Source organism: Streptomyces sp. NPDC087300, from assembly GCF_044744425.1.
Classification (GTDB): Bacteria; Actinomycetota; Actinomycetes; order Streptomycetales; family Streptomycetaceae; genus Streptomyces.
In genome coordinates, this window is record NZ_JBIUYI010000001.1 from 262,806 (window position 1) to 279,892 (window position 17,087).

Sequence of the window (17,087 nt, forward strand, 5' to 3'; positions counted from 1 at the left end):
GGACTGTTGTGCCTCGGGGGCGAGGAGAGGCAGTAGCAGATGTTCTCTGGCCTGGGCCGATTCGTGGTCCGCCGCCCCTGGTGGATCATTCTCGCGTGGGTGGTGGCGGCCGGCGCGGTGATCTCACTGGCGCCGAAACTCACCTCCAGCAGCGACGAGGCGAGCTTCCTTCCCGACCACTACGAGTCCATCCGCGCGGCGGACGTACAGGAGAAGGAGTTCCCCAAGCAGCAGAACATCGGCGCGATCATCGTCTTCCAGCGCTCCGACGGCGAGAAGATGACCGCCGCCGACTCCGCGGACGTCGTGCGGATCTCCAAGGACCTCCAAGGCCGGAAGATCGACGAGGTGCGGGCGATCGTGCCGGGCGAGGTGTCGCCCAACAAACTCGTACAGACGTCCGTCGTGGCGATGCCGAAGATCACCACCCCCGAGGACACCGCCCAGCAGGACGCGGTCAAACAGCTGCGGACCGACCTGAAACCCGAGCTCAAGGGCACCGATCTGACGGCCGGGATCACCGGCTCCGCGGCGCAGGCGCTGGACGAGAGCGACGCGTCGCAGCGGGCAGGCCTCCTGGTCGGCGTCGGCACCATCGTGATCATCATCGTGCTGCTGCTCGTGATCTTCCGCAGCCCCATCATCGCGCTGCTGCCCGTGGTCCTCATCGGCCTGATCTCGCCGATGGCGACGGGCCTGATCGCCTCCGCCAACAAGGCCTTCGACATGAAGGCGGACTCCTCCATCCAGGAGCTGCTCACCGTCGTCCTGTTCGGCGTCGGCACCGACTACATCCTGTTCCTGCTCTTCCGCTACCGGGAGGCGCTGCGCGCGGGCGAGGATCCCAAGGGCGCCATGGTGCACGCCGTCGAACGGGTCGGCGAGGCCATCACATCGGCGGCGGGTGCCGTCATCGTCGCCTTCGCCGCGCTCACCCTCTCCTCGCTCGGCATGCTGCGTTCGATGGGCCCCGCGCTCGCGATCGCCGTGTTCGTGACGCTGCTCGCCGGACTCACCCTGGTCCCCGCCGTGGTCTCGCTGCTCGGTACGAAGGTGTTCTGGCCCTCGAAGTCGTGGCAGCACGAGCCGCAGGGCACCGGTTTCGCCAAGCTCGGCGGCGCCATCGCCCGCAAGCCCGCGGTGTGGGTCGTGATCTCCGGCCTGTTCATGGGGGCGCTCGCGCTCGGCGCGCTCGGCTACAAGGCCAACTTCGACCTCGCGGGATCCTCGCTGCCCAAGGACAAGGAGTCGATGGTCGCCCTCGACAACCTCCAGAAGGGCTTCCCCGCGGGCAGCACCGACCCGACGTCCGTGTACCTCACCTCGACCTCGGGCAAGCCCCTCACCGAGGTGGAGACGAAGGCGTTCCGCGGGCGGCTCGCGGAGGTCGGCGGCGTGGGCGAGGTGGCCCCCGCCCGGCTCAGCCCCGACCGCGCCACCGCCTCGTACTCCGCGGTCCTGGCCGATCCGCCGGCCTCCGACAAGGCGCTCGCCACGGTGAAGGACCGGCTGCGGCCCGCCGCCCACGAGGACGCTCCGGCCGGGACGGAGGCGCTCGTCGGCGGCACCACAGCGGTGTACGTCGACATCAACAAGGCGGTGGACCGCGACTATTCGGTGGTCTTCCCGGTCGCCGCGCTCGCCATCATGGTGATCCTCGGACTGCTCCTGCGCAGCCTGGTGGCGCCCTGGTACCTCATGCTGTCCGTCGCGCTCGGCTTCGGCGCCACGCTCGGCGCGACCTCGCTGCTCTTCCAGCAGATCGGCAGCCAGCCCGGGTTGATGTTCATGCTGCCCGTGATCATGTACTTGTTCGTGGTCGCGCTCGGCACCGACTACAACATCCTCATGGTCTCCCGGCTGCGCGAGGAGGCCCGCGAGGGCCGTGCCCCGCACGACGCGGCGGGCACGGCGGTGCGCCACTCCGGGCCCACGATCGGCTCGGCGGGCGTGATCCTCGCCGGTACGTTCGCGACGCTGATGCTCGCGGGCAACTCGACGCTCTCGCAGATGGGTTTCTCCCTCTCGTTCGGCATCGCGATCGCCGCGTTCGTCATGGCGATGATCTTCACGCCGGCGCTGACGGCGTTGATCGGGCATGCGGCGTGGTGGCCGGGGCACGGCGACGAGAAGCGCGACGGACACGACGCGGCGGCGGCCGCAGAGACGCCCGGAGACGTGAACGACCGCGCTCCGTAAGGGCGTTTTCCACGAGCGCCGAGTGAGTGGCGCGTGGTCCAGAACGCGGCAGTCCGCGGCCCGTTCCGGGAAGTTTCCGCGACCATCGACCACACCGATCGATTTGCTCTTACGGCGAAAGTGTGGACCCACGCCAGGCATGGAGAGCTTCCATTGCTCACAGTTCCGGCGAGAAAGCAAGCGGAATTGATAAGTCCCCTACAACTCCCCTGTCTGCCCTTCGGGGAGAAATGTCAAGCCCAATAGAAATCTCCCTCGCTCCCCCTCAATGAGGCCGCTACCAGGCACTATCAGGTGCTAAAGTCTTCATTCGTCCCGAGCCCAGGCCACATTCCGTCGGCGCAGCGCTCGGATTGCATTGCGGTGATCCGACCCTCCGAAGCCGGTCACCGCACCCTTATCGCCGTAATGAAACGCCGAAATGGAAGTCAGCCTTCCGCGCCCGCTTCCCGTTCCGGCGGCATGTGTCCACGCCACGTCGACCAAGCCTCGTCCTGGAGCTCTTTCATGTCTGCTGACAGCACGGCTGTCACCGCCCCCGCACCGGCGGACACCGCCGGCGCCCCCGACTCCGCACCCCGCGGCCGCCACCTCGGCCTCGCCCTCTTCGTGATCGCCGCGGCCCAGTTGATGGTGGTGCTCGACGGCACCATCACCAACATCGCCCTGCCCAGCATCCAGACCGCCCTCGACGTCTCCGACGCCAACCTCGCGTGGATCGTCAATTCCTACGCGCTCGCCTTCGGCGGCCTGTTGCTGCTCGGCGGCCGGGCGGGAGACCTGTTCGGGCGACGCCGGATGTTCCAGCTGGGCATCGCGGTGTTCACCCTGGCCTCCCTGCTCGGCGGTCTCGCCCCGAACGAGGGCCTGCTGATCGGCGCGCGCGTCCTCCAGGGCGTCGGCGCCGCCGTCGCCGCACCCAGCGCGCTCGCCCTGATCGCCACGACGTTCCCCGAGGGCAAGCCCCGCAACAAGGCGATGGGCGTGTACGCCGCCATGGCGGGCATCGGCGCCACCGTCGGACTGCTGCTCGGCGGCATCCTGACCGACGCCCTGGACTGGCGGTGGGTGTTCTTCGTGAACATCCCCATCGGCCTCGCGGTCCTCGCCGGGACCAGGACCCTCGTCGAGGCCGAACGCCACCACGGGCGCCTCGACATCCCCGGCACCGTGACCGGCACCGGCGGCCTGATCGCCCTGGTCTACGGCATCACGCGCGGCGGCGAGCACGGCTGGACGGACGCGCTGACCCTGACCTGCTTCGCCGTGGCCGCCGTCCTGCTCGTGGTGTTCCTGCTGGTCCAGAGCCGCACCGCGCACCCGATGATGCCGCTGGGCCTCTTCAGGGACCGCAACCGCTCCGGCTCCTACGCGACCATGCTGTTCATCGGCGCGGGCATGATGGCCACGTTCTACTTCCTGACGCTCTACCTCCAGCTGATCCTCGGCTACAGCGCGGTCAAGACCGGTTTCGCCAATCTGCCGTTCAGCCTCGGCATGGGCGTCGCGGCCACCGTCAGCGCCAAGCTCGTCACGCGTCTCGCCCCTCGCCTGATCGCCGGGCCCGGCCTGCTCATCGCCGCCGTCGGCATGTTCTGGTTCGCCACGCTCACGCCCGATTCCTCGTACGCCGGGCATCTGATGCCCGCGATGTTCGTGACCGCGCTCGGCCTCGGGATGAGCTTCGTGCCCATGACCCTGGGCGCGGTCAGCGGCGTCGGCCACCAGGAGACGGGCATCGCCTCCGCGCTCCTGAACACCGCGCAGCAGATCGGCGGCGCCCTCGGTCTCGCCGTCCTGGCCACGATCTCCACCTCGGCGGCCAACGACCGGCTGCCCGACGCGGCGGCCTCGTTCTACCGCGCGGCGGCCACCCAGGACCACGGCCTGCTCGCGCGCGCGGCCGACGCCATGACCCACGGCTACACGATGGCCTTCGTCGGGGCGGGCGCCATGTTCCTGGCGGGCCTGGTCGTGACCGGTCTCGCCGTCACGGCGGGCAAGCAGCGCACCGACGAGGCCGCGGCCCCCGTCCACCTGGGCTGACCCCGCCCCGGCGGCGGCCGGACGCTTCGCCAGGAAGCCGGGCCCTTCCGTCGATAGGATTTCTTCGGAGATTCTTTCCCCGAGGTGTCGAGAACGCGCTGCCCGCTCCGACGTTCCCTGTGAGCGTCGCCCACGAGGGGCGACGGCGCAGCCGAGGAGCGAAGTCATGAAGTATCTGGTGATGGTCCAGGGTTCCCAGGCCGACTACGAGGCGATGGCGGGCAAGCCGTCCGGCGACAGCCCGGCCTGGAGCGAGAAGGAACTGCAGGCGATGTACGCCTTCATGGGCGCGATCAACAACGATCTCGCCGAGACGGGCGAACTCATCGACGCGCAGGGCCTCGCGGAACCCGCGCAGGCCCGCTTCGTCAGCAAGGGAAAGGACGGCCGCCCGGTGATCACCGACGGCCCCTACGGCGAGACGAAGGAAGTGCTCGCCGGGTACTGGCTCCTCGAATGCGCGAGCCTGGAGCGGGTCACCGAGATCGCCCAGCGCATCACCGAGTGTCCCGGACCCGAGGGTCTCGTCGAGCCGCCCGTCGTGATCCGGCCCGTGCCCGAGTTCTCGGGAGGCGAGTGCTGAGACGTACGACCGAGGTCGAGGACCTGCTGCGCCGCCACGCGCCGCAGGTCCTCGGCGCGCTCGTACGCAGGTACGGACACTTCGGCGCCGCCGAGGACGCCGTGCAGGAGGCTCTGCTCGCGGCGGCCCGGCAGTGGCCCGACGAGGGCGTGCCGGACAATCCGCGCGGCTGGCTGATCAGGGTGGCGTCGCGCCGTCTGACGGACCAGCTGCGCGCGGACGAGGCGCGGCGGCGCCGCGAGGAGGAGGCGGCGCTGCTCACGCCGCGCGACGCGTTCACCACTCCCCCGCCGGGCGAGGGCCGCGCCCCCTCGGACGACGACACGCTCACCCTGCTGTTCCTCTGCTGTCACCCGCTGCTCGGCCCCGCCGCGCAGGTCGCGCTCACGTTGCGGGCCGTCGGCGGTCTGACCACCGCCGAGATCGCGCGTGCCCATCTGGTGCCCGAGGCGACCATGGCGCAGCGGATCAGCAGAGCCAAGGCGAAGATCAAGGGTGTGCCGTTCCGGCAGCCGGGACCCGAGGACCGCGACGGGCGGCTCGCGGTCGTCCTGCAAGTGCTCTACCTGATCTTCAACGAGGGCTACACGGCGACGTCCGGTGCGGCCCTGCACCGCGCGGACCTCGCCCGCGAGGCCATCCGGCTGACCCGCGCGGTGCGCGCACTGCTGCCCGTCGAGGGCGCGGTGACGGGCCTGCTCGCGCTGATGCTGCTCACCGAGGCCCGCAGCGCCGCCCGCACCGGCCCGCACGGCGAGCTGATCCCGCTCGACGAACAGGACCGCGGCCGCTGGGACCGGGCGGCGATCACCGAGGGCACCGCGCTGGTCGAGGAGGCGCTCTCCCAAGGCCCGGCGGGTGCCTACCAGTTGCAGGCGGCGATCGCCGCACTGCACGACGAGGCGGCGGACGCCGACAGCACGGACTGGCCGCAGATCCTCGCGCTGTACGACCTGCTCGTGCGGCGGGCGCCGGAGCCGATGGCCGAGCTCGGCCGTGCGGTGGCCTTCGCGATGGTGCACGGACCGCGGGCCGGACTCGGTGAACTCACCGCACTGGAGGACCGGTTGAAGGGGCACTACCGCCTCCATGCCGTACGCGCCCACCTCCTGGAGAAGGCCGGCGACATCGAAGGGGCGCGCACCGCCTACCAGTTGGCGGCCCGGGGCACGCTCAGCCGCCCCGAGGCGCACTACCTTCAGACGCGCGCGGCCCGGCTGCCGTCCTGAGCCGACGGCGGGCCGAGCGGCGCGCAGTGCTCGGCGACGGTGTCGGCGAAGGCGCGCGCCGACGGGCTCAGCGCGTCCCATCTGCGTACCGCCCAGCCGACCTGGAGCGGCGGCAGATCGGGGACGGGGACGAGACACACCCCCGCGGGCCCCTGATCGCGCCAGCCGGGCAGCGCGGGCACCACGGCATGGCCGAGTCCGAGTTCGGCGAGCAGTACGGCCGTGTCCCAGTCGGCGACACTGGTACCCGTCGGCAGCCCCGTCCCCGACTCACCGAGGTGTACGTCGAGTTGTCCGCGCGAGGTCGAGTTGCCCGGCGGCGTGATGAGCTGTCCCGCCGCCAGGTCGGCGAGTTCGGCGCGCTCGCGGGCGGCGAGCGGGTCGTCGGCGCGGACGGCGAGCACCCAGGGCAGCTCGACGACGGGCCGCAGTTCGATGCCGCGCACGGGCGCGCCGATGGTGATCCACGCGAGGTCGAGGTCGTCGGCGGCGAGCGCGTCGAAGCAGGCGCTGCTGGAGCTCACGGTCTGGAACTCCAGGGTGACCCGCGGGCTGCGCTCGCGGAAGGCGACGACGGCCTCCGCCATGAAGTGCCGTACGGAGGTGGCGCCGGTGGTGACCCGTACGGCGCCGCCGTCCCCGCGCGCCAGGTCCCGCAGGCGGCGCACGGCGAGGTCGATGGCGCCGATGCCGTCGGCCGCGGCGGCCCGCAGCTCACGGCCCGCGGAGGTCGGTACGACGCCCCGGGCGTGCCGTTCCAGGAGGCTGACGCCGAGCTCCCGCTCCAGGCGTTTGACGTGCTGGCTCACGGCGGACTGCGTGCAGGAGAGGTCGCGGGCCACGGCGCTGAGGCTGCCCGCCCGGCATACCGCGATGAAGACGCGGAGGTCGTCGAGGGTCACGAGGGGTGAAGGTATCGCTTGGGCACTGGCAAGGAAACCCGAGGATTGACTTGGGTTTTCGCCGTACACCAAGATCGAACCCGGCCCGGACCGGAATCCGGCGCGCGGGCCATGACCTCCGTCGTACCGGCGCGGGTCGACGCCACGGGAAAGGTGTGCTGTGGAAGCGCTCGAGATGGTGGCCATCGGCGCCGCCGGTGTCGCGGCCGGTGGACTCAACGCGGTGGTCGGGTCAGGCACCCTCATCACCTTCCCCACCCTGCTCGCCTTCGGGTATCCGCCGGTGCTCGCCAACGTGTCGAACAACCTCGGTCTGGTGCCGGGCACGCTGAGCGCCGCGTACGGCTACCGCCGGGAGATGAAGGGGCAGTTCAGGCGCATCGTGCGGTTCGGGACCGCCTCCCTGGTCGGCGGTCTGATCGGCGCGCTGCTCCTGCTCGAACTGCCCGCCGACGCCTTCCAGGCGGTGGTGCCGGTGCTGATCCTGACCGCCTGCGTCCTGGTGCTGCTCCAGCCTCGGCTGAACCGGCGCCTCAAGAACCGCGAGGACAACGGGAAGATGGACGGCGGCATCCCCCTGTGGTGCGGAGTGCTCGCGGCCGGCGTCTACGGCGGCTACTTCGGGGCGGCCCAAGGGGTGCTGCTCATGGGCATGTTCGGCGCCTCGCTCCTGGAGGACCTGCAACGCCTGAACGCCGTGAAGAACGTCCTCGCCTCGATCGTCAACGGCGTCGCCGCGGTCATCTTCATCGTGGTCGCGGACGTCGACTGGGCGGCGGCCGGTCTGATCGCGGCGGGTTCCACGGTGGGCGGCCTGGTCGGCGCACGCTACGGCCGCAGGCTCCCGCCGACCGTGATGCGCGGGTTCATCGTCGTCGTCGGCGTAACGGCGTCCGTGGTGATGCTGGTGCGCTAGCCGGTCACCGAGCGCCACGACGGCGCCCGCACACCGTCCGGGGCCTCGGGCTACGCACGGTGACGTCCGGGCGACACGAGGCCCGGAGCGGAGCCGGGAACGGGGGTGACGCGTCCGCGCACCCCATCGTTCCGGGGTGCTCGCCGCGTAACGCAGGTCACACCGACAGGCCGCTCACCTGGGAACACCACGGAGTGGTTCACCGTTGAACATGATGTGGCCCCGACCGCGATTCCCCCGTCCGGCCGGGGCCACACCCATGCCCGTGCAGGCCGCCCTCACTCTGTGTCGGGATCCGCGCGGATTTCACGCCTTCGAGGGCGAATATGCCAACCGCAGCGCGTCACACCTGCCCGACCGGCATCATGCGTCCATGGACGGTGCCAAGCCTGTGCAGGTCTTGTTCACGCCCGAGGAGTACGACGCGGTCGAGCGGACCGCGGAGCAACTCGGGGTGCCGGTAGCCGAGTTCATCCGACGTGCCGTCACCCTGCGCCCCGAGGAGTACCCGGACCCCGGCCCGCGCGCCGACGCCCGGCGCGGGGCCGCGGTGCCCCCGGTCAAGCGGGACCTCGGGGCGGACGGGACGCCCGCGCTCCAGCGGTTCCTCGACACCCTGGCCGCCTCGGGGGAACCGCGTGACGGGGTGAGCCCGGCCGATCAGGACAGCGCGAGGTCCGGCTTGTAGAGGTCGAGCCAGATCGCGAGGTCGAGGGTGCGTTCGAGGCCGCGCCGCGAGGCCTGGGTGATCTGCGGCGCGTCGTGCCCGGCGGCCCGCGCCGCCCCTTCGCGGTCCACCAGTTCGAAGACCGGATGTCCGGGCCTCGCGAGCAGATCCTTGACGTGCCCCTGGAGGGCCACGGCGTACTTGGGGTCCTGGGTGGAGGGGTAGGGGCTCTTCACCCTGTCGTAGACGGACCGCGGGAGGACGTCCGCGGTCGCCTCGCGCAGCAGGCTCTTCTCCCTGCCGTCGAACGACTTCAGCGCCCAGGGCGCGTTGTAGACGTACTCCACGAGCCGGTGGTCGCAGAACGGCACGCGCACCTCAAGGCCGACGGCCATGCTCGCGCGGTCCTTGCGGTCGAGCAGGATGCGTACGAAACGGGTCAGGTGCAGGTGGCTGATCTTGCGCATGCGGTACTCGAAGTCGCTCTCCCCGTCCAGGCGTCGGATGCCCGCGACGGCGGTCCCGTAGCCCTCCTTGACGTAGGCGTCGAGATCCAGGGCGCCGGTCAGGTCGGGGCGCAGCACTCCGGAGTCGTCGCCGAAGTGGTCGGCGAACTTGACCAGCCAGGGGAAGGTGTCGGCCGTGCGCGCCTGCTCGTCGAAGAACTGCAGATAGCCGCCGAAGACCTCGTCCGCCGACTCCCCGGAGAGCGCGACCGTGGAGTGCTCCCGGATGGCACGGAACAGCAGGTAGAGGGAGGCGTCCATGTCGCCGAAGCCCATCGGGATGTCCCGCGCGCGGATCATCTTCGCGCGGACCTCGGGGTCGGCGAGCGCGTCCGAGTCGAGGACGATGTCGCGGTGTTCGGTGCCCGCGAGCTCGGCGACGTCGTGCACGAACGGGGTGTCGGGCGTGCCGCGCAGCTCGTCGGCGACGAAGTTGTCGGTCTGGCCGACGAAGTCGACGGCGAAGCTGCGCACCGTCTCGCCCGCCTCGGCGAGCTGGCGGGCGGCGAGCGCCGTCATCGCCGAGGAGTCGAGGCCGCCGGAGAGCAGGGTGCAGCGCGGCACGTCCGAGACGAGCTGGCGGCGCACGATGTCGTCGAGGAGCTCACGCACCTTGGCGATGCTCGTGTCCCGGTCGTCGCCGTGCGGCCGGGTCTCGAGCGTCCAGTAGACGTGCCGGCGCAGCCCCGAGCGGTCGACGGTCACGACGGTGCCGGGCTCGACCTCGCGCATGCCGTCCCACACCGCGTGGCCGGGCGTCTTGACCATGGTGAACAGCTCACGCAGCCCGTCCATGCCGACGCGGGCGCGGGCCAGCGGGTTGGCGAGGATCGCCTTGGGCTCGGAGCCGAAGAGGACGCCGTCGGACGTCTCGTAGTAGTAGAAGGGCTTGATGCCCATCCGGTCGCGGATCATGACGAGCTTGTCGTGCCTGCCGTCCCAGATCGCGAAGGCGTACATGCCGTTGAGCCGCTCGGCGAGCGCCTCGCCCCATTCGACGTAGCCGCGCAGCACGACCTCGGTGTCGGACTCGGTGGTGAACCGGTGGCCGCGGGCGGCCAGTTCGCGGCGGAGTTCGGTGAAGTTGTACGTCTCCCCCGAGTAGACGAGGGCGACCGTGCCGGTCGGTGTCTCGACGGTCATGGGCTGGCGTCCGCCGGGCAGGTCGATGATCGCGAGGCGGCGGTGTCCGAGCCCGACGGGCCCGCCGAACCAGACACCGCGGTCGTCCGGGCCCCGGCAGGACATCGTCTCCGTCATGGCGTCCAACGTCCCGGACGCGGCCTGGAGATCACGGTCGAAGGAGACCCAGCCGGTGATGCCACACATGCGCTACCTCCTGGTTGGCGAACTAGATGTATCTAGCACCTACCTGAGGAGCGTGCTCCTGCGCCGACGTACGGTCAACGCCCGCCCGGCCGTCCCGCGCCGCGCACCCCCACCATTTCGGCCGCCCTTTGCCAAGGCCAGACGACCTTCCGCGAAGGCCCCCGATCCCGTCGCCGCACTCCGGCGGATGCACGGCACGTCACGGAACAGAGCATTCCGGCCACGCGCAAAGACTTGTCAACGATCCGTCAGATACCCGCGGAACCTCGGACTCCCGCGGCCAGAAGCAGTGCGTCCGCCTCCTCGCACGCCCGCCCGACGGCGTCCGGGAAGACGTGCAGGCCGTGCGCGACGAGAGCCCCCTCATGCAGCAACATCAAGGTCCGGCCCAGGCGTTCGGGATCGGGCGCGGCGGTGGCGCGTGCGTCGCTCGCGTCCGCCCCGGCCTCGTACGGCACGACCTCCCGCGCGAGAACGGCCTCCCGCGCGAGACCGGTGAACAGCGCGAGCATCCACGCCTTCTGACCGATGATCAGCGGATACGCCGGGTGGTCGGGGTCGCTGATCTCCGCATGCGCGTTGACCATGCCGCACCCCTTGGCCATCCGGTCCCGCGCCCAGTCTCGCGAGGCGTCGAAGACGGCCAGGATCCGGTCGCGCGCCGGGCCCGCCTCCGCCAGGTACGTGTCGAGGAAGGCGCGCCAGCGCTCGTCCCGCTCGGCCAGGTACTCGACGACGATCTGCTCCTTGGAGCCGAACCGGTCGTAGAGCGTCTTCTTGGTCACCCCGGCCTCGGCGGCGATCAGGTCCACGCCGACGGCATGGATCCCGCGCGCGTAGAACAGGCGCGCCGCCGCGTCGAGGGCCCGGCGCGCGCCGGGCGTCATGACGATGCGACGCGGGGCATGGCCCGCCGCCCCACCGCCGCCCTCCCGGCCCACGCCCTCGCCCTCATCCATGGACACCTCACCCGTGACGCCATCACTCATGCCTCCATAGTAAACCGATCTGTATACTCGCGTCGGGTAGACCGATCTGTATACCTGCTTCGCCGCGGAGGACCACCGTGAACGTCCTGTTGTCGATCGCCTTCGTGCTGACCTGGAGTTCCGGCTTCATCGGCGCCAAGATGGGCGCCGGGAGCGCCCCCGCGGTGACGGTCCTGATGTGGCGCTTCCTGCCGCTCGCCGTCGTCCTCGCGGTGGTGGCCCTGACCTTGACCAGGGCGTCCTGGCGCGGCGTGACCGCGCGTGCGGTAGGGCGGCAGGCAGTCGTGGGGGCGCTGTCCCAGAGCGGCTATCTGCTCACCGTGTACTACGCGATCCAGCTCGGCGTCTCCAGCGGCACGACGGCGCTCATCGACGGCACCCAGCCGCTCGTCGCGGGCGCGCTGGCCGGTCCGCTGCTCGGCCAGTACGTCTCCCGCACCCAGTGGGTCGGCCTCGGGCTCGGCGTCACCGGCGTCGTCATCGTCACCGCGGCCGACTTCGCGGGCGGCGGCGACGCCCCGTGGTGGGCCTACCTCGTACCGTTCCTCGGCATGCTGTCGCTGGTGGCGGCGACGTTCCTGGACCGGCGGGCGCGGCGTCCGGTGGGGCCCGCGGTCTCGATGACCGTGCACTGCGCGGCCAGTGCCGTGATCTTCACGGCCCTCGCGGCGGCCTCCGGTGCGGTCGTGCCGCCCGCCGAGGCCTCGTTCTGGGTGGCGATCGGCTGGCTCGTGACGCTCTCGACGTTCGGCGGGTACGGCCTGTACTGGCTGATCCTGCGCCGCTCCGGAGTCACCCAGGTCAACACGCTCATGTTCCTGATGGCCCCCGTGACGGCGCTGTGGGGCGCCCTGATGTTCGGCGAGCCCTTCGGCGTGCAGACGGCGGTGGGCCTCGCGGTCGGGCTCGCGGCCGTGGTGGTCGTACGGCGCGGGCGCGACCGCCCCGACGCCGCGCTCCCCACACGGGAGCCGGTCACCCAGGCGTCAGAAACGCCTGCACCGAAGGCGCGTACCGCTCGGTGATCTCGTCGATCTCGGCGGCCCGCAGGCACGCCCCCCGGGCGATGCCGTACATCACGCCGAGCCCGAGGAGCATGCCCACGGCCAGTTCGGCGCGCAGGCCCGCGTCCGGACCCTGCAGCCGTTCGCCGAGGCGCTGGGCCACCTGCGTACGGAAGTTGGCGCGCAGGATGTCGCCCTGTTCGCCGTGGAGCGGGGCGAAGACGATCCGCACGATGGGGTCGGCTCCGCGCTCGGCCTGGCTGGTCAGGAGATGGCGGACCATGTGCGCGCCGAGCTCGGCAACGGGCGCGTCGAAGACCGCGTCCGCGTCCTCCTCGAACGACATGACGTGCGAGAACAGCGCGTCCTTGTTGCCGAAGTACTTGAGGATCAGGGGCGGACTCACCCCGGCGCGTTCGGCCACCGCCTTCAGCGTGATGTCTCCGTGCGCGTGCCGCGCCAGGAGGTGGCGGGCGGCGCGGATGATGGCGGCCTTGCTCGCCTCCGCGCCCCTGCGGCCGGCGGGCGCGGACGGGGCCCTCGCCGCCGTCGGGGACGGGTCCGCCGTAGTCGAAGAGGCGGTGGTCGCCATGGTCACGTTCCTTCCAGGGCCGTCTCCTGGGCGGGCCCCCCGCGCCCCGCGGGCGGTCGACCGGCCTCCGGTGCCGTGTCCGAGGGTATGGCCAGAGCGGCGGCGCAGGCGATGAGCGCGACCGTGCCCGCCAGGGCGAAGGCCAGTTGATAGCCGCGCAGGGTGGGCACGTGCGCCGCGCCGATCACGTTGGTGTGCCGCACCAGCACGGCGGCCACCGCCGCGCTGCACAGGCTCTGCCCGATGGTCCGCATCAGGACGTTCACGCCGTTCGCCGACGCGGTCTGGCCGATGGGCACCGCCCGCAGGATCAGGGTCGGCAGTGCGGAGTACGCGAAGGTGGTCCCCGTCGACACGATCGCCGCGCCCACCATGATGACCCACAACTCCCTGCTGTCCACGATGCGTACGACATAGCCGAGGGCGATGACGGCCGCCCCGATGGCGAGCGTCACCCTGGGCCCCCGCGCGGTCGAGATCCGGGCCGACACCGGCGAGAGGACCAACATGATCACGCCGTTGGGCAGCAGGCACAGGCCGGTCGCCACGATGGACAGCTCCAGGCCGTAGCCGCTCGCCGCGGGCGCCTGCACCAGTTGCGCCGTCACGAGCGAGTTGGCGTAGAAGGCGAACCCGGCGAGCAGCGCGGCGACATGCGGCAGCGCCACCCTCCGCCCGGCCGCGAGACGCAGGTCCACCAGCGGTTCCTCGGTACGCAGTTGGCGGCGCCACCACGCGGCGAGGATGACGACCGCGCCCGCCAGGAGCCCGAGCACAGGAGCGCTCCCCCACCCCCACTCACCACCCTGAGACACCGCGAGCAGCAGACAGACGAGGCCCGCCGCGAGTCCCAGCGCGCCCCACGAGTCGAACCGGCCGGGGGAACGCACCGGCGACTCCCTGATGACCCACCAGGCGAGCGCGAGCCCGCCGGCACCGAGGCCCGCGGTCGCCCAGAACATGACGTGCCAGTCCGCGTACTGCACGACGAGCGCGGCGAGCGGCAGGCCGAGCGCGGCACCGATGCCGACCGTGGAGCTCATCAGGGCGACCGCCGAACCGGTGCGCGCCGGGGGGAGTTCGTCGCGCAGGATGCTGATGGACAGCGGCACCACGGCGGCGGCCGCGCCCTGGAGCGCCCGCGCCGCGATCAGCAGCCGGATGTCCGAGGTCAGCGCGCAGAGCACCGAGCCCGCGGTCATCAGGCCGAGCGCGATGAGCAGAACACGGCGCTTGCCGTACATGTCGCCGGCCCTGCCGAGCACGGGGGTGAGGACCGCGCCCGCGAGCAGGGTCGCGGTGACCAGCCAGGAGACGGCCCCTGCCGAACTGCCGGTCAGCCGGGGCAGATCGGGCAGCAGCGGCACGACCACCGTCTGCATGACGGCCATGAGGATGCCGCCGAAGGCCAGGACGGGAACGGTGAGCCTGGCCCGCAGGCTCTTCGGCTCCCCGGATATCGGAGCGGATTTCACGCGTACTCCCCCGCGAGCATGAGGTGAATTGAAATTCACCATAGCGGGTGAATGGGTATTCACTATGAAGAACTTGGCATGTGCCTGGAGAACATGCCGCGTCTCCTTCTTTCCGAACGGGGGCGCTACGACCCTTTTCGGGCGGTGCGCGACGGCTCGACCGATGCGGAATGCACACAGTGGGACGGAATGTCCGACAACAGCCTGTACGCCAAGCCCTGTCAACCTTCGGGCAAAGCTTTGGCAACGCGTGCTCAGGCGCCCCTGCGGCACCACGCGTAACATCGCCGGAATCGACGAGTGATGACCGGCCCGCGCACAACTTCCCCTACGAAGCGGACACTTCGGTCGACATATCGGCCAGGAAGACGGGCGGAGTTCGGGCAGAGTTCGGCCCGGACAAGTCCCCTTCGGGCACTCTCGGTCATACTGCCGCCCATGAACCGTCTCCGCATCGGCCTGGTCGGCACCGGCCCCTGGGCCTCCGCCACGCACGCCCCCGCACTGGCCGGGCACCCCGACGTCGAACTGAGCGGCGTCTGGGGCCGCCGCCCCGACGCGGCCGCCGCGCTCGCCGCGACACACGCCACGACGGCGTACGCGGACGTGGACGAACTCTTCGCCGCCAGCGACGCCGTGGCGTTCGCGGTGCCGCCGGACGTCCAGGCGCGACTCGCCGCGCGGGCCGCCGCCGTGGGCTGCCATCTGCTGCTCGACAAGCCGGTCGCGACGACGCTCGAAGCGGCCCGGGACCTCGCGGCGGCCGCCGAACGGGCAGGCGTGGCGTCCGTGGTCTTCTTCACACTCCGCTTCGCCCCCAACACCTCGGCCTGGGTCGCCCAGCAGGCGGCGGCGCCCGGCTGGTTCACCGGCAGGGCCGACTGGTACGGCTCGTTCTACGCGCCGGACGGCGGCGACCCCGCGTTCTCCTCGCCCTGGCGGGCGGGCCGCGGCGGACTGTGGGACGTCGGCCCGCACGCCCTGTCCGTCCTGCTACCGGTGCTCGGCGACGTCACGTCGGTGACGGCGGCGCGCGGTGCGGGCGACACGACCCATCTGATCCTGCGCCACACCGGCGGGGCCTCCAGCACGGCGGCTCTCAGCCTGACCGCGCCGGTGAAGTGCGCGGGCCTCACCGTGGAGTTGCGCGGGGAGATAGGCACGGTCGTACTGCCGTCCTGGGACGGACCCGGCGAAGCGTTCAGGACAGCGGTCGACGGACTCGTCGAGGCTGCCCGTACGGGCACGCCGCACGCGTGCGACGTCCGGTTCGGGCTGCGGGTCACGGAGATCCTGGCGGAGGCCGAGGCGCGGATCGCGCCGGCGTGAACCGCCCGGGGACAACCACGGGCGGCCGGTACCGTGGCCGCTACGTAATGGCGAGTGACGGCACCGACCGCAGCCGGTGGACCTACGAAACCGGTCCGGGAAGAACCGCTGTGCGATCCTGTGTTGCCCTGTTTCCGACCACACGGATCGGAATACGAACAACCGTCCCACACGCTTCCCGCATCGGCCCGGTAGGCCTAGGGGGTACCCAATGCCGGGGAATTTCAGCCATTCTCGAGCTCCCCGGACAAGATGCCCCACAGTTGTGCCCGCGTGCCCGTCGACGATCGAAGCTGCAGGTCGACGAGCTCGCGCACTCCATGATGCCGTAGGGACTGATCGTTTTCTTCGGGCAATGTTTACTACCAAAGCTGATGTGAATATTTAGACTGATCACGCTCCAACTCGGCGTGCATCAAGAGGGATTACCCACCATGAACAAGACGGCGCTCCGCGCTCTGCTCCGCGAACGACGCGCCCTCATAGCCCCCGAATCACACGGCTTCGCCAGGCCCACCGGTCAGGGCAGACGCGCACCGGGCCTGTCGCAGCACCAGGTCGACCAGTTGCTGCACCGCACGTTCGGCACGTACCACCGACTCGAATCCGGCAGTTACCCCAACCCCCCGACCTCGCTCCTGCGCGATGTCGCCCGCCTCTTCGGTCTCAACGAACAGGAATGGGTGTCCCTTTGCCGGTACGCCCTCCTTCAGGACCCCCCGGGTCCCCTGCACCTGTCGTCGGGCAAGGAGGTGCCGGGGGTGTGGCAGGAGGCGGTCGACGGGATACGGCACATGGCCTATGTGACCGACGCCTCCTGGGAGATGCTCGCCTACAACCAGCGGTTCGCCACCATGTTCCCGAACGGCAAGGTCCCCGCGAACACCCTGCGCTGGATGCTCCTGGACCCGCACGGCCGCCAGACCCTCCTCGACTGGGACACGGCCTGGGCCCCGATGGTGCTGCCGCAGCTGCGCGCCGCGCTGGCCACCCGCCCCGACGACGACATCCTGCGGCAGATCGAGAAGGAGGTCCTCGCCGAGCCGGGGACCATGGACCTCTACGCCGCGGGCAACTCCCATCCGCATCCGGACGGTGACGAACGCCCGCTGCTCCACGCCCAGGAGGGGCGCGGCTGGGTCACCATGTGCGCGGCGCAGCCCCTGACGGCCCCCGGCTCCCGGCTGATGATCCTGGTGTTCCAGCCCGGCGAGCACCGCACCCACACCCGCGCGGGCATCCTCCGGGCGACCTGACGGCCGCCCGGCCGGTCCTCGGCCCTGTGTGGCGCCCGGACCGTCGCGCTCGAAAAGAGGTTCTC

Annotated in this window: 14 protein-coding genes; 9 read left to right on the forward strand and 5 right to left on the reverse strand. The window is 71.0% G+C overall.

From position 1 onward, the window contains the following. Positions 1-39: 39 nt before the first annotated feature. From ACIO9J_RS01040 to ACIO9J_RS01055, 4 genes are all read left to right on the forward strand, one after another. Complete coding sequence (locus ACIO9J_RS01040; RefSeq protein WP_401990489.1) at positions 40-2,199, forward strand: MMPL family transporter; 2,160 nt, start codon at positions 40-42, stop codon at positions 2,197-2,199. A 507-nt stretch (positions 2,200-2,706) separates the two neighbouring features. Continuing rightward, positions 2,707-4,245 carry an MFS transporter gene (locus ACIO9J_RS01045; RefSeq protein WP_401990492.1) on the forward strand — a complete coding sequence of 513 codons (1,539 nt, stop codon included), beginning with the start codon at positions 2,707-2,709 and terminating at the stop codon, positions 4,243-4,245. 166 nt (positions 4,246-4,411) lie between these two features. Continuing rightward, positions 4,412-4,828, forward strand: coding sequence for a YciI family protein (locus ACIO9J_RS01050; protein WP_401990495.1), 417 nt, complete (start codon positions 4,412-4,414; stop codon positions 4,826-4,828). Further along, complete coding sequence (locus ACIO9J_RS01055; protein WP_401990498.1) at positions 4,822-6,057, forward strand: RNA polymerase sigma factor; 1,236 nt, start codon at positions 4,822-4,824, stop codon at positions 6,055-6,057. Before ACIO9J_RS01050 ends, ACIO9J_RS01055 begins: the two co-directional genes overlap by 7 nt. Here the strand turns inward: ACIO9J_RS01055 and ACIO9J_RS01060 are convergent. Then, on the reverse strand, positions 6,027-6,959 hold the full coding sequence (locus ACIO9J_RS01060; protein ID WP_401990501.1) for a LysR family transcriptional regulator: 933 nt from the start codon (positions 6,957-6,959) through the stop codon (positions 6,027-6,029). The genes ACIO9J_RS01055 and ACIO9J_RS01060 overlap by 31 nt on opposite strands. Positions 6,960-7,119: 160 nt before the next feature. On the opposite strand from ACIO9J_RS01060, the gene ACIO9J_RS01065 reads away from it, so the two are divergent. After that, on the forward strand, positions 7,120-7,875 hold the full coding sequence (locus ACIO9J_RS01065; protein ID WP_401990502.1) for a sulfite exporter TauE/SafE family protein: 756 nt from the start codon (positions 7,120-7,122) through the stop codon (positions 7,873-7,875). A 373-nt stretch (positions 7,876-8,248) separates the two neighbouring features. After that, positions 8,249-8,563, forward strand: coding sequence for a plasmid mobilization protein (locus ACIO9J_RS01070; protein WP_401990505.1), 315 nt, complete (start codon positions 8,249-8,251; stop codon positions 8,561-8,563). On the opposite strand, the gene asnB is transcribed toward ACIO9J_RS01070, so the two are convergent. Continuing rightward, a complete protein-coding gene (gene asnB / locus ACIO9J_RS01075) occupies positions 8,536-10,377 on the reverse strand; it encodes an asparagine synthase (glutamine-hydrolyzing) (protein WP_401990507.1) in 1,842 nt (613 codons plus the stop codon). The genes ACIO9J_RS01070 and asnB overlap by 28 nt on opposite strands. A 248-nt stretch (positions 10,378-10,625) precedes the next feature. After that, a complete protein-coding gene (locus ACIO9J_RS01080; RefSeq protein WP_401992981.1) occupies positions 10,626-11,264 on the reverse strand; it encodes a TetR/AcrR family transcriptional regulator in 639 nt (212 codons plus the stop codon). A gap of 179 nt (positions 11,265-11,443) precedes the next feature. Here ACIO9J_RS01080 and ACIO9J_RS01085 point away from each other — a divergent pair, with 179 nt between their 5' ends. Beyond that, positions 11,444-12,391, forward strand: coding sequence for a DMT family transporter (locus ACIO9J_RS01085; protein ID WP_401990509.1), 948 nt, complete (start codon positions 11,444-11,446; stop codon positions 12,389-12,391). Here the strand turns inward: ACIO9J_RS01085 and ACIO9J_RS01090 are convergent. Together ACIO9J_RS01090 and ACIO9J_RS01095 are read right to left on the reverse strand one after the other, a co-directional pair. Beyond that, the gene (locus ACIO9J_RS01090) at positions 12,342-12,962 is read right to left on the reverse strand and encodes a TetR family transcriptional regulator (RefSeq protein WP_401990512.1); all 621 of its coding nucleotides are present in this window, start codon (positions 12,960-12,962) and stop codon (positions 12,342-12,344) included. The genes ACIO9J_RS01085 and ACIO9J_RS01090 overlap by 50 nt on opposite strands. A 2-nt stretch (positions 12,963-12,964) precedes the next feature. Further along, the gene (locus ACIO9J_RS01095; RefSeq protein ID WP_401990515.1) at positions 12,965-14,479 is read right to left on the reverse strand and encodes an MFS transporter; all 1,515 of its coding nucleotides are present in this window, start codon (positions 14,477-14,479) and stop codon (positions 12,965-12,967) included. A gap of 396 nt (positions 14,480-14,875) precedes the next feature. Between ACIO9J_RS01095 and ACIO9J_RS01100 the strand changes: the two genes are divergently transcribed. Beyond that, positions 14,876-15,766: a Gfo/Idh/MocA family protein gene (locus ACIO9J_RS01100; RefSeq protein ID WP_401990518.1), complete on the forward strand. Its 891-nt coding sequence runs from the start codon at positions 14,876-14,878 to the stop codon at positions 15,764-15,766. 434 nt (positions 15,767-16,200) lie between these two features. Further along, positions 16,201-17,022 (forward strand): helix-turn-helix domain-containing protein, encoded by an 822-nt coding sequence (locus ACIO9J_RS01105; protein WP_401990521.1) that lies wholly within the window; start codon positions 16,201-16,203, stop codon positions 17,020-17,022. Positions 17,023-17,087: the final 65 nt, after the last annotated feature.